Source organism: Amycolatopsis pittospori (assembly GCF_013870525.1).
GTDB classification, from domain to species: domain Bacteria; phylum Actinomycetota; class Actinomycetes; order Mycobacteriales; family Pseudonocardiaceae; genus Amycolatopsis; species Amycolatopsis pittospori.
This window is the reverse complement of record NZ_JACBXD010000038.1, coordinates 59,457-72,344: the sequence shown is the minus strand read 5'-3', so window position 1 is coordinate 72,344 and position 12,888 is coordinate 59,457. Positions and strand designations below refer to the sequence as shown.

At 68.6% G+C, this 12,888-nt stretch carries 12 protein-coding genes; 5 read left to right on the top strand and 7 right to left on the bottom strand.

The genetic code is table 11. The features are described from left to right. Positions 1 to 6 precede the first annotated feature (6 nt). From H5J31_RS21780 to purD, 4 genes are all read right to left on the bottom strand, one after another. Positions 7 to 1,206, bottom strand: a complete 1,200-nt coding sequence (locus H5J31_RS21780; protein WP_236005322.1) for a hypothetical protein — start codon at positions 1,204 to 1,206, stop codon at positions 7 to 9. 10 nt (positions 1,207 to 1,216) lie between these two features. Next, positions 1,217 to 1,828, bottom strand: coding sequence for a DUF3558 domain-containing protein (locus H5J31_RS21775; protein ID WP_328701575.1), 612 nt, complete (start codon positions 1,826 to 1,828; stop codon positions 1,217 to 1,219). Further along, positions 1,809 to 2,195 (bottom strand): hypothetical protein, encoded by a 387-nt coding sequence (locus H5J31_RS21770; protein WP_181774467.1) that lies wholly within the window; start codon positions 2,193 to 2,195, stop codon positions 1,809 to 1,811. Before H5J31_RS21770 ends, H5J31_RS21775 begins: the two co-directional genes overlap by 20 nt. A gap of 134 nt (positions 2,196 to 2,329) precedes the next feature. Continuing rightward, entirely contained in the window at positions 2,330 to 3,592 is a 1,263-nt protein-coding gene (gene purD / locus H5J31_RS21765; RefSeq protein WP_181774466.1) for a phosphoribosylamine--glycine ligase, read from the bottom strand. Positions 3,593 to 3,911: 319 nt separating this feature from the next. Between purD and H5J31_RS21760 the strand changes: the two genes are divergently transcribed. Both H5J31_RS21760 and H5J31_RS21755 read left to right on the top strand, forming a co-directional pair. Further along, complete coding sequence (locus H5J31_RS21760; RefSeq protein ID WP_181774465.1) at positions 3,912 to 5,030, top strand: glycerophosphodiester phosphodiesterase; 1,119 nt, start codon at positions 3,912 to 3,914, stop codon at positions 5,028 to 5,030. A gap of 174 nt (positions 5,031 to 5,204) precedes the next feature. Next, positions 5,205 to 6,743, top strand: coding sequence for an amino acid permease (locus H5J31_RS21755; protein WP_181774464.1), 1,539 nt, complete (start codon positions 5,205 to 5,207; stop codon positions 6,741 to 6,743). Here H5J31_RS21755 and H5J31_RS21750 read toward each other — a convergent pair. Beyond that, on the bottom strand, positions 6,727 to 7,944 hold the full coding sequence (locus tag H5J31_RS21750) for an MFS transporter (protein WP_181774463.1): 1,218 nt from the start codon (positions 7,942 to 7,944) through the stop codon (positions 6,727 to 6,729). The genes H5J31_RS21755 and H5J31_RS21750 overlap by 17 nt on opposite strands. Positions 7,945 to 8,085: 141 nt before the next feature. Beyond that, the gene (locus tag H5J31_RS21745; protein WP_181774462.1) at positions 8,086 to 9,021 is read right to left on the bottom strand and encodes an LLM class F420-dependent oxidoreductase; all 936 of its coding nucleotides are present in this window, start codon (positions 9,019 to 9,021) and stop codon (positions 8,086 to 8,088) included. Between the two features lie 122 nt (positions 9,022 to 9,143). Here H5J31_RS21745 and H5J31_RS21740 point away from each other — a divergent pair, with 122 nt between their 5' ends. Next, positions 9,144 to 9,638 carry an OsmC family protein gene (locus H5J31_RS21740; RefSeq protein ID WP_181774461.1) on the top strand — a complete coding sequence of 165 codons (495 nt, stop codon included), beginning with the start codon at positions 9,144 to 9,146 and terminating at the stop codon, positions 9,636 to 9,638. 91 nt (positions 9,639 to 9,729) lie between these two features. On the opposite strand, the gene H5J31_RS21735 is transcribed toward H5J31_RS21740, so the two are convergent. Continuing rightward, complete coding sequence (locus tag H5J31_RS21735) at positions 9,730 to 11,016, bottom strand: adenylosuccinate synthase (protein ID WP_181774460.1); 1,287 nt, start codon at positions 11,014 to 11,016, stop codon at positions 9,730 to 9,732. Positions 11,017 to 11,070: 54 nt separating this feature from the next. On the opposite strand from H5J31_RS21735, the gene H5J31_RS21730 reads away from it, so the two are divergent. Both H5J31_RS21730 and H5J31_RS21725 read left to right on the top strand, forming a co-directional pair. Then, a complete protein-coding gene (locus H5J31_RS21730) occupies positions 11,071 to 11,751 on the top strand; it encodes a hypothetical protein (RefSeq protein ID WP_407925054.1) in 681 nt (226 codons plus the stop codon). Between the two features lie 315 nt (positions 11,752 to 12,066). Beyond that, positions 12,067 to 12,705, top strand: coding sequence for an HNH endonuclease family protein (locus H5J31_RS21725; protein WP_181774459.1), 639 nt, complete (start codon positions 12,067 to 12,069; stop codon positions 12,703 to 12,705). Positions 12,706 to 12,888: the final 183 nt, after the last annotated feature.

Below are 12,888 nucleotides of genomic sequence, written 5' to 3'. Positions count from 1 at the left end.
GGCCAGTTACCGTCGGAGACCACCGAAGACGCCGGGGCCCGAGCTGGAGCCGGGGCCCTTGCCGAGCACGCCGTCAGCGCCGCCACCGGTGCCGAACGACTTGCTGAACGGCTGCGCCGACGTGGTGCTGTTGCTCGGCGGCAGGGATCCGGTGGACTGGCCCGGTGGGACGTTCGTGGAGCCCGGCGGCAGGTTCGGCGCACCCGGCGGGACGAACGGCGGGGACGCGGGCGAGCCGGTGATCGGGTACGACGGCCTGCCCGGTTCGGTCTGCGGGGACGGCCGGTTCGGCGTCACCCAGCCGGAGCCCGGAGCGGGGGCGGGTCCGGGTCGCGAGGTGCCGGACGGCGTGGTCGGGGCGGCGGCCGCGGGAGCGGTCGCGCCACCGTGCGGGACGGAGGAGCTGGTCTTCCGCGCCACGCCGCCACCCATGCCGACGCCGTACGCCGGGGTCGGCGCGTCGTGGCTCGGCGCCTTCGGGTTGCTGACGGGCTGCACGACCGGCGGCACGTACTTCGACTCGACTGCGGCCGACGCGGGCCGCACGCTGCCGTCCGGGGTCAGGTCGGTGGCCGTCCCGGCGAGGTCGAGCGTGCCGGAACCGCCGCCCGCGCCCGCCGCGGTCGTGTTCTGGGTCAGGTTCATCGTCTGCGGGTCGGCCAAGGTGTCGGTCGACAGCAGGTTCTCGCCGCTGGTCTTGGCGTAGTCGTTCAACGCCTCCTGCGCCTGCGCCCGCGCGTTGTTCGCGGCGCTGACGCTCTTGGCGTGGTCGGTCTCGAACCCGATGAGGCTCAGCACGACGTCGCCGAGGGTCAGGCCACCGGCGCCCTTGCGGACCGTCTCCGGATCCGGCAGCTTGTGCAGCGTCCGGTTGAAGGCCTCACCCTGCGAGAAGATCATCTCCGCGGAGTGCGTGACCTTGGAGTTCGCGTCCTGGGAGAAGCCGGCCTGCTCGGTGAACACCTGTCCGGCGGCGCCACCCGCCTCGCTCTGCCATTCCACGCCGAGCTTGCCCAGCTCGTCACGCAGTGTCTTGTCGGTGTCGGCGAGCGCGGAAGCGACGGACTTCAGCGCATCGACGGCGGTGCCGATGCTGCCGGTGCCGTCGCCGCTGCGGAAGCGCTCGATCTCGGTCGCGATCCCGGTGTCGGTGAAGCCGTCGAACCGAAGATCGCGGAGCCTGCCCGCGAGGTCGGAAACGTTCACGCCGCCCTCCCTAGTTGCGTGCTTTCAAGGTCTGTAAAGCCATTTCGGCCGCCTGCGAGGACATCTCGCACAACTGCGGCATGGTGAACGCGCCGGCGGTGACGGTGACGGCCCGCGCCGCCAGCGTCTGCCCTTGAGCGACACCGACGAGCGTTTCGCAATCACTCGGCGTCCCGGCGTCGCGGTAGTTCGTGATGGCGGGAAACCCGCCGACCGCCTTGGGTTCGGTCGTCATGCTGTTCTTGCGGCGCTTGCCGGTGAACCACTCTTCGACATCCGCGGTGACCGTGCGGACGTAGTAGCTGTGGAAGGGCTCCACGGCGTCCGCGTCGAAGACACAGGTCGGGCCGTCGATCGGTTCCGCGGCCGCACGCGGCTTGCTGTTGATCTTGAGCTGATCGAGCTGCGGGGTGGTGACCAAGGCGCACGGATCGACGCCCTGAAGACTCAGTTCGGCCGGCCTGGCGGGCAACGCGGACGCCTTCGCGCCCTGCGTGGCCGAGGCCAGCGCCGGTTCGTCGGGGAACGCCTGTCCGCCCGTGTCCGTGGCGCAGCCGGTCAGCGCCAGGGTGAGCACGCCGCCGAGCACCAGCACACGGGGCCTACGCCCGGTGTACACCACGGTCCCCGAACGCGGCGGCCTTGTCGGCGTCGCTGGTCTTGTATTCCTTCGCCGCCGTGCGCAGTTGCTTGACGAGCCCCCGGAGACCGGCGATGTACGCCTTGACCTGCGCGGCGTACGACGCGTCGCCATCGGCCACCAGCTCGTTCCAGACGCTGGTGGCGTGCGTGCTCACGGTGTCGTTGGCCGGGGTGTCGATCCGCAGCTGGTCGAGCCGCGTCAAAAGCTTGTCCTGCAGTGCGTCGACCTGCTGCTCGACGATCTTCGCCACTTCGAGCAGCTTCGACGGATCGACTCTGATGTCGGCCACCGACGGCGGCACCGGGACAGCCGACGCGAGGTCTTGGACCTTGCCCGATGCTGACATTCCCCACCCCTTAGAGATACGCACGGTGACCGTTCGCCCTGTCGAGGCTACCAACGCTGATGTATCGAGCGCCTAAGCTTCGCAGGAAATACCGGGTTTGACGCACCCGAGGCCGGAACGGTTCCGTCCGAAATTCACGAGACCGGGGTCGCCACCTCGCCCTTGGCGGCGAGCAGGGCGATGTCCGTGCGGTGGTGCGAGCCGGCCAGGTGAACCTTCTCGACCGTCGCGTAGGCGTCCTTGCGGGCGGCCTTCAGGTTCTTGCCGGTGCCGACGATCGACAGCACGCGGCCGCCGGAGGAGACCACGGCGCCGTCGTCGCGGCGGCGGGTGCCGGCGTGCAGCACACCTTCGAGTTCACCGCCGGTGATGACGTCGCCGGTCCTGGGCTTGCCGGGGTAGCCGTCCGCGGCGAGCACGATGGTGACCGCGGCGCCCGAATCCCAGTCCAGCGGCGGCAGGTCGGCGAGCTTGCCGGTCGCCGTCGCGTGCAGGACCTGGCCGAGCGGGCTGCGCAGCAGCGCCAGGACCACCTGGGTCTCCGGGTCGCCGAACCGGCAGTTGAACTCGATGACCTGCGGGCCCTCGGAAGTCAGCGCGAGGCCGGCGTACAGCAGGCCGGAGAAGGTGGCGCCGCGGTTGTCGAGTTCGTCGACCACGGGCTGGACGATACGCTCGACGACGTCGTCGACCAGGTCTTTCGGCGCCCACGGCAACGGCGCGTAGGCGCCCATGCCTCCGGTGTTCGGGCCCGCGTCGCCGTCGCCGACGCGCTTGAAGTCCTGCGCGGGCAGCAGCGGGACGACCGTGCGGCCGTCGACGAAGCAGAAGAGGGATGCCTCCGGGCCGTCCAAAAAGGACTCCAGGAGCACCGGGTGACCGCCGTCGAGCAGCATCAGCGCGTGTTTGCGCGCGACGTCGACGTCCTGTGTGACCACGACGCCCTTGCCCGCGGCGAGGCCGTCGTCCTTGACCACCCAGGTGGGGCCGAAGCGACTGAGCGCCGCGTCGAGGCGTGCCGGGTTGTCGACCACCTCGCAGTGCGCCGTCGGCACGTTCGCGGCGGCCATGACGTCCTTCGCGAACGCCTTGGAGCCTTCGATCCGGGCCGCGGAGGCGGACGGGCCGAAGCAGGCGATGCCCGCCTTGCGGACCGCGTCGGCGACCCCCGCCACCAGCGGAACCTCGGGACCGACCACCACCAGATCCGCCTGCCACTGCTTGGCCAGGGCGGAGACCGATTCAGGGTCGGCCGCTTCGACGCCGAGCTGCTCGGCCACCGAAGAGGTGCCGGCGTTGCCCGGGGCACAGGCCAGTGCGGTGACGGAAGGGTCTTCCGCGACCGCGAGGACAAGTGCATGCTCACGGGCGCCGGACCCGATTACCAGTACGCGCACGAAGCACAGGGTAACCGGGCCGGTGATGACCTGTCGGCGGAGCCGCGTTTAACCCGCCCCGGCCGGAGGCCCCGCTATCGTGGCGGCGGGGCACCATGACTCCTGACCTGCGAAAACCCGAATCTGCCCCGGCGACACGATCGCGGTCGCGGATTCACCAGTGAACACAGCCCGAACACGTCGCCGCCCTCGTGCGGGTGGTTCCATCCGGCGTTCACCCGGCGGTCAGCACCCCGCCGGTCCGTCTTCGCCGGCCGGACGCCTCCTGCGTCAAGGGTGGCGCGGTACCCCGAGTTCAAGTCGAAAGAGGTTACCCACCATGCGAAAGCGTCTGGGCGTGCTCGCCCTGTCCGGGCTCGCCGTCCTCAGCGTCACGGGGCTGGCCGGCGCCGCCGAGACGGGTGCCCAAGATGTGTCGGCACAGGCCAGGGGTCACGATGGTCCGGTGATCGTCGGACACCGCGGCGCGCCCGGCTACCGCCCGGAGCACACGCTCGCCTCGTATGAGCTCGCCTATCGCCAGGGCGTCGACTGGGTCGACGTCGACCTGGTGCCCACCAAGGACGGTCAGCTGGTCGCCCGGCACGAGAACGAGATCGGCGGGACCACCGACGTCGCGAAGCACCCCGAGTTCGCGAACCGGAAGGCCACCAAGGTCATCGACGGCACGTCGTTCACCGGCTGGTTCACCGAGGACTTCACCCTCGCCGAGCTGAAGACCCTGCGCGCGACCGAGCGGATCCCGCAGCTCCGGCCGAACAATCGGATCTACGACGGCCGCTACCAGATCGCCACCTACCAGGAGGTGCTCGACCTGACGCGCCGCCTGGGCCGCGAACTGCGCCGTGAGCTGGGGACCTACCCGGAGATCAAGCACTCGACGTACTTCTCCTCGATCAAGAACCCGACCGAGCCGAAGCTGGTCGAGGTGCTCAAGCGCAACGGGCTCAACCACCCGAAGGCGCCGGTGATCATCCAGTCGTTCGAGGTGTCGAACCTGATCGCGCTTTCGCGGCAGGTGCGGGTGCCGCTCCTGCAGTTGACCTCGGCCACCGGCGCTCCGGCCGACTTCGTCGCGAAGGGCGACTCGCGCACGTACGCCGACCTCGTCACGCCTGCGGGTCTGAAGGAGATCTCGAAGTACGCGGACTACCTTGGCCCGGAGAAGGCGCAGGTCATCCCGGTCGTGAACGGTGCGCTGGGACAGCCGACCCGGCTCGTCGCCGACGCGCACCAGGCCGGGCTGAAGGTCGGGGCGTACACCTTCCGCAACGAGAACAACTTCCTCCCGCAGAACCTGCGCTCCTCGGCGAACCTCGCCGAGTGGGGCGACGCGTTCGCCGAGCAGGAGGCGTTCCTCAAGGCCGGCGTCGACGGGTACTTCGCCGACCAGCCGGACACGGCGCTGGAGGCCGTGAAGGCGTTCCGGGGGCGCTGAGCCTCACCTGACGCGCTATGAACGGCCCGTTCCTTGCAAAATTTGCAAGGAACGGGCCGTTCATAGCATCCGGCGGGGCGGGTTTCTTGACGGGACCTTGACATGCGCAGGTCGGCGGGCCTAATTTCGGCGGATCTCAATGGTCTGTCCGCATACCTTTTAAGTGGGTGCCCGATGGATGTCTCAGACGCCCGTGCCGCCGAACCCGCCGACGAAGACAGTGCCCGGCTCCATCAACTCGGCTACGCGCAGGAACTCCGGCGCACGATGTCGACCTTCTCCAACTTCGCCGTCTCCTTCACGATCATCTCGATCCTGTCGGGCTGCCTGACCCTCTACGGGTTCGGGATGAAGACCGGCGGCCCCGCCGCGATGATCTGGGGCTGGCCGCTGGTCGGCCTGTTCGTCATCCTCGTCGGACTGGGCATGGCGGAGGTCTGCTCCAGCTACCCGACCGCGGGCGGGCTCTACTACTGGGCCGCGAAACTCGCCCCGCGCAACGGCGCGGCCTGGGCCTGGTTCACCGGCTGGTTCAACCTCATCGGGCAGATCGCGGTCACCGCGGGCATCGACTTCGGCGCGGCACTGTTCCTCAACGCCTTCCTCGACCTGCAGTTCGGGTTCGAGGCGACGCCGGGCAACACGATCCTGCTGCTGGCGATCATCCTGGTGATCCACGGCCTGCTGAACACCTTCGGCGTGAAGATCGTGGCGCTGCTGAACACCGTCAGCGTGTGGTGGCATCTGGCTGGCGTGCTGGTCATCGTCGGGGTGCTGATCATCGTGCCCGCGAAGCACCAGGACGCGTCGTTCGTCTTCGGCGAGTTCGTGAACAACACCGGCTGGGCGTCACCGGTCTACGTCTTCTTACTGGGTCTGCTGCTCGCGCAGTACACACTCACCGGGTACGACGCCTCGGCCCATATGACCGAAGAGACCAAGAACGCGGCGAAGGCCGGACCGCGCGGCATCATCAACTCGATCCTGGTGTCCCTGGTCGCCGGCTGGATCCTGTTGATCGGCCTCACCTTCGCCATCCAGGACTACGAAGGCGCGGCCGGTTCCGAAACCGGGGTGCCGCCCGCGCAGATCTTCATCGACGCGACCGGCGCGACCACCGGCAAGTTCCTGCTGCTGATCTGCATCGGCGCGCAGTTGTTCTGCGGAATGGCGTCGGTGACCGCGAACTCGCGGATGATCTACGCCTTCGCCCGCGACGGCGCGATCCCGGGATCGAAGTTCTGGCACCGCATCAACAAGCGGACCCAGACGCCGACCAACGCCGTCTGGCTGGCCGCGGGCGGCGCGCTCCTGCTGGCACTGCCGTACCTGTGGAGCGCGACCGCCTACGCGGCGGTCACCTCGATCGCGGTCGTCGGTCTCTACGTGGCCTACGTGATCCCGGTGTTCCTGCGGGTGCGCAAGGGCGACGACTTCGAGCCCGGCCCGTGGAACCTCGGCCGATGGGGCAAACCGGTCGGCATCGTCGCGACCGTCTGGGTCTGCTTCATCTTCGTGCTCTTCATGCTCCCGCAGGGATCACCGATCACCATCGACAGCTTCAACTACACACCGATCGCCTTCCTCGTCGTGCTCGGCGGCGCGGCGATCTGGTGGTTCGCCTCCGCGCGCAAGTGGTTCACGGGCCCCAAGGTGCAGGGCTCCGAGGCGGAACTCGCCGCCGTGGAACGGGAACTCAAGGAACTGGGGTAGCGGTCTCCTGGGCGCGGCCTGCGCGGACTCCGGTCACCGCGGCCGCGCCCAGCGCACCGACAGCGGCGAAAGCGTAGAAACCCCACGGGTACGCGATCCCGGCGGTCAACAGCGCACCGCCGAGGATCGGACCACTGATCGCGCCGATGCGCCCGACACCCGCGGCCCAGCCGATCCCGGTGGCACGCATGGCATCCGGGTACGTCTTCCCGATGTACGCGTACACCAGCACCTGAGCGCTGAACACGAACCCGCCGGTCAGGAACACGGCCACGTACAGGCCGACGGCGGGCAGTTTCACGCTCAGCAGGGCCAAGAACACCGCCGCCCCGAGGAACCAGAAGATCACCGCCGGCCGCACGCCGACCTTGTCCGCCACCCGGCCCGCGACGAGCAGGCCGACGACACCGCCGAGGTTCAGCGTGAGCAGCAGCCCGAGCGCCGCACCCAGCGGATACCCGGCCTGGCGCATGATCTCCGGCAACCAGGTGTTGAGCCCGTAGACCAGCAGCAGCCCCATGAACGACGTCACCCAGAACGCGATGGTGGCCCGCAGCAGCCCGCCGCGGAACAGCCCGCCGACGACCTGCGTCGCCGACTTCTCCTGCGTCTCCCGCGCCCGTTCGAAGGACTCCGATTCGGGCAGGTACTTGATCATCAGCGGCACCAGCACGAGTGCGGGCAGCGCGCCGGCGACGAACATCGCGCGCCAGCCGAGCGGCTGGATCAGCCAGATCCCGAGCAGCGCCGTGAGTACCGCGCCGACGTGGTAGCCGGTCATCACCGTGGTGGTCGCGCTGCCGCCTTTTCCCTTGCGGGCGTACTCGGTGACCAGCGCGATCGCTGTCGGGAGACAGCCGCCGAGGCCCAGCCCGGCGAGGAAGCGGAACAGCCCGAAGACGAACGCCGAGGGCGCGATCGCGCACAACGCGGTGCACACCGAGAAGGCGGCGACCGCGATGATCAGCGCCTTCCGCCGCCCGATGACGTCGGTGATCGTGCCGATCGCCATCGCGCCGATCATCATGCCGATCAGGCCGAACGTCGAGATGACCGACGCCGTACCGGGCGTCAGCCCCCAGACGTGGTCACGGAGCAGGGCGGGCAGCACCGTACCCAGGACGACCAGGTCGAATCCGTCGAGCAGTACCGCCGTCCAGGCGAGCGGGACCACCCACGAACGTGCCGCGGCAGGGGACATGGGGACCTCCAGCTGTGTTCGCTATGCGCACGAGTATGCACAATCCGAACGCTGTGAACAAGGCCACTTCGGCGCCGAACGTCAGAAAAGGGGCGTTCAGGACGAAAAATGTCCTGAACGCCCCTTTCTCGGCGCCTCGGGTCAGCGCTTGACGAGGTCCCCCAGCACGCGCCAGGTGCGAAGCCGCTCCTCCGAGCTCCGGATGCCGCTCTGGGTCGCGACGACCTCGGTCGCCCCGGCGTCGAAGTACCGCTGGATCCCGGCGGCGACGGTCTCCTCGTCGCCGGCGATCACCAGCTCCCCGGCGGAGTCCACGCCCTGTGCGTCGAAGACCGCGCGGTAGGACGGGATGTCGCGGAAGAAGGCGTACTGCCGGTCGACCGTGGCGCGGATGGCGTCGGGGTCGTCGGTCACGACCACCGGCACCATCGCGATGACCCGCGGCGCCGGACGTCCCGCGGCCGCCTTGGTGATCTCCGGGACGATCAACTCCGAAAGCGCCTTCGGCCCGGCGAGGAACGGGATCGTGCCGTCGGCGAGTTCGCCGGTGACGCGCAGCGCCTGCCGTCCCATCGCGGCGATGATCACCGGGATGTCCGACGAGCCCGCGACAGAGAGCGAAGCAGCGAAGCCCTTGGCGTGCGCGCTGACCGTCTCACCCTGGAAGTCGACTTCGGTGCCGTCGAGCACCTGGCGGAGGATCGTCAGGTACTCGCGAAGGTGCTTGATCGGCGACGGGTACTCGATGCCGTACGCCGGTTCGAGCCAGTTCTTCGCGCCTGTTCCGAGGCCGAGGACGAACCGGCCCCCGGTGGCGGCCTGCGCCGTCTGCGCGAGGCCGGTGATCAGCAGCGGATGTCGTGGATAGATCGGGACGACGCCGGTCCCGACGGTGATCCCCGGGACGGCGCGGCCCGCGAGGGCGGCGACGGTGATCGCGTCGTGCTCCATCTGCTGGGAGAACCACGCGGACGTCAGCCCGGCCTCGGCCGCCTGCCGGGTCTGCGTGATGAGTTCGTCGACGATGTTGACGGCGTTCGCGGTGTCCCCGGACGGGAGTGCCACTCCGATGGTCATGTTCAACGCCAACCATGCGCTCGAAAAGATATTTCGGTGTTCACCACTTGAGATCACGCGCGCGGATTCCGGGGTTGCCGCACGCTGGGCGGCGTCCGACACCTCGATCCTGGAGAGACCCGATGTCGCTGACCGATGTCATCGAAGGAACCAAGACCGCCGTCGACGCCGACCCGCGCAACGCCGCCGTCTCGTTCAGCGTGGCCAACGCGCTGAACCCCGGGACCGCGACCCAGGTGGACGTCCGCGTGCGCGACCACGCGTTCACCGTCGACGAACCCGCCGCGCTCGGCGGCACCGACACCGCGGCGAACCCGGTCGAATACGCGCTCGCGGCGTTGGGTTCGTGCCAGGTGATCACGTACCAGTTCTGGGCGGCGAAGCTCGGTGTGCCGCTCGAAGGCGTGAAGGTGACCGTGGACGGCGACATCGACCTTCACGGCTTCTTCGGCTTCTCGTCGACCCGGCCCGGCTTCGGCGATGTACGCGTCTCTGTCGAGCTGAGCGGCCCTGCGGGCGCGGAGGCATACGAGGACCTGAAGCGGCAGGTGGACGAGCACTGCCCGGTGCTGGACCTGTTCCGGAACGAGACGCCGGTGAAGACCTCACTCACCTGACGTCTGCATCGCCGGAGACGCAAGGAATGGCCCGTTACTTGCAAAATTTGCAAGTAACGGGCCATTCATGTCACGCGCGTGACGGAAGACGTCAGACGAACTCGTGCCGCACGATCGTCTGCTCCCGGCCCGGGCCGACGCCGATCGCCGAGATCCGCGCGCCCGAAAGCTCTTCGAGCCGCTCGACGTAGGCCTTCGCGTTCGCCGGCAGTTCCTCGAAGGTGCGGCAGCCCGAGATGTCCTCGAACCAGCCCGGCAGCTCTTCGTAGATCGGCAGTGCGTGGTGCACGTCGGTCTGGGTCATCGGCATGTCGTAGGTGCGGAAGCCGTCGACCTCGTAGCCCACGCACACCGGCACCTTCTCCAGGCCGGACAGCACGTCCAGCTTGGTGAGGAAGTAGTCGGTGATGCCGTTGACCCGCACCGCGTAGCGCGCGATGACCGCGTCGAACCAGCCGGTGCGCCGCGAGCGGCCGGTGGTGACGCCGAACTCGCCGCCCTGCTTGCGCAGGTACTCGCCGGACTCGTCGTCCAGTTCGGTCGGGAACGGGCCCGAGCCGACGCGGGTCGTGTAGGCCTTGAGGATGCCCAGCACGGTGGTGATCTTGCCCGGGCCGATACCCGAACCCGCGCTCGCGCCGCCGGACGTCGGGTTCGACGACGTCACGAACGGGTAGGTGCCGTGGTCGACGTCGAGCAGGGTGCCCTGGGAGCCTTCGAGCAGCACGGTCTCACCGCGTTCGAGGGCCTGGTTGAGTTGCAGTCGCGTGTCGGCGATGCGGTGCGCGAACTTCTCGCCAGCGGCCAGCACCTCGTCGGCGACCTGGTCGGCGTCGAGGGCCTTGCGGTTGTAGACCTTGACCAGCACCTGGTTCTTGAACTCCAGTGCCGATTCGACCTTCTGCCGGAAGATCTTCTCGTCGAGCAGGTCCTGCACGCGGACGCCGACGCGGGCGATCTTGTCCTGGTAGCAGGGGCCGATGCCGCGGCCGGTGGTGCCGATCTTGCGGCTGCCGAGGTAACGCTCGGTGACCTTATCGATGGCGACGTGATACGGCATGATCAAGTGCGCGTCGGCGGAGATCAGCAGCTTGCTGGTGTCGACGTCGCGTTCCTCGAGTCCGGCGAGCTCGTCGAGGAGCACGCCCGGGTCGATCACGACGCCGTTGCCGATGACGTTGGTGACGCCCGGCGTGAGGATCCCGGACGGGATCAGGTGCAGGGCGAAGTTCTGCCCGTCGGGAAGGACTACGGTGTGGCCCGCGTTGTTACCGCCTTGGTAACGCACGATCCACTGGACGCGGTCGCCGAGCAGGTCGGTGGCCTTGCCCTTGCCCTCGTCCCCCCATTGGGCCCCGATCAGCACGATGGCCGGCATGTGACACTCCAGGTGTTCGGCGACTTGTGGTTTGGCGCTGGTAAATGCCGGTGCATGAGCGTAACGGAGGGCCTTCGGGTGCGCGGAATAGTGGTGGTCTGTCCAGAGGGCGAGCCCACACTCCCGGAGATCGACGACGTCGAAATGGTGCGTGTTCCGAGCCGTCCCGGCAAGGCGGATATCGACCCCTTGCTGGGCGAACACGATCACCTGGTGGTCGCGGGCACGGACGCGGACCTGGCGGCGGTCGCGCTTCGACTGTTGCGAAAAGAACAGCTCTCCGGCGTGTCGCTCGGCTTCGTGCCGTCCACTCCGGACTCGGACGTCGCCCGCATCTGGGACCTGCCGACACAGCCGCTGCGTGCACTCTCGCTCGCGCTGCGTGGCGAGGTCGACCCGGTGCCGCTGATCCGGGACGACACCGGCGGCGTGCTCGTCGGCCGCGGCGTGGTCGGCATGGTGCGCGGGGTGGCCTACTGCGACGAGCACACGGTGCTGCGCGGACCCGCCCGCTCGATCGAGGTCGAGCCGGATCCGACCGGGCCCGGGCTGATGGTCCGGGTGACCAAGGGCACCTTCTTCAAGCGGCCTTCGACGCAGCAGGCGCGGGCGTTCCAGCTCGGCTGCATCCCGACCCGGCCGAGCAGCGACGGCGTCGTCCACCCGCGCGCGATGAGCCGGTGGACCTGGTACCGGCACACCGAGGATCTGCGGCTGGTTCGCGGGCTGGCGTAGCCCCTTCGCCCGATCGGCCCAGAACCTTCCGCTGGACTTTCCGAAAATTTTTCGGCGGCCGTCCGGCAGGCTCTCGTGCCCTCACGACACCTGCCGGACGGGCGCGCTCACCTACCGCGATGGCCTCACCTGCGGCAATTCGTCCTCTGGATGCGGTAGTTGCACGCGCAAGGACCGCATCCAGAGGACGAATTGCCACTCGGCGGTCACTCGACGTTCACAAATGTCCAGCAGGGTGTCACTCGATGGTGTTGCGTGGGTCATATCCGTGTCGCAAGGTGACCTAGTCCCCACACCTGACACGGAGGCAGCAATATGCCAACTGCGCTTGCTGTTCGTCGCTCATTCACCGTTCTCGCCGTTTCGGCGATCGTCTCGGCCGGCGTCGTCGGCGTCGCCGAAGCGACACCCCCGGGCATCCCGTCGACCGCGACCGCCAAGACGCAGCTCGCCGCGCTGACCGTCCAGCCCGACGGCTCGTCGACGGGGTACAGCCGCGACAAGTTCCCGCATTGGAGCGACCAGGGCAACAGCTGCAACACCCGCGAGGTCGTGCTCAAGCGGGACGGCACGAACGTGCAGCAGGACAGCAGTTGCGCAGCCGTCTCCGGCAGCTGGGCCAGCCCGTACGACGGCGCGACCTGGACCGCGGCGTCCGATGTGGACATCGACCACGTCGTCCCGCTCGCGGCCGCGTGGCGCACCGGCGCCTCGTCGTGGACCACCGCGCAGCGCCAGTCGTTCGCGAACGACCTCAGCGCGCCGCAGCTGATCGCCGTCACCGACAACGTCAACCAGGAGAAGGGCGACAAGTCGCCGGACGCCTGGAAACCGCCGTCCACCGGTTACTGGTGCACCTACGCGAAGATGTGGACCACGGTGAAGCACAAGTACAAGCTCACCATCAAGACCGCGGAGAAGACCGCCCTGACCGACATGCTCAACCGCTGCTGACGTCCTCAAGTACGTGAAGGCCCCTTCCTCGCGCCTGAGTGCGGGAAGGGGGCCTTCAGGTACTTCCGGGGCTGTCAAGCGGGATCCTGCGGGATTTCGCGGACTGGGAGCCCGGCTCAGCATGTGGGCCGCCCTCAAGTCCGTGATTAGCGTGAATCGGGTCGGCGCAAGCAAAAGCGCCCC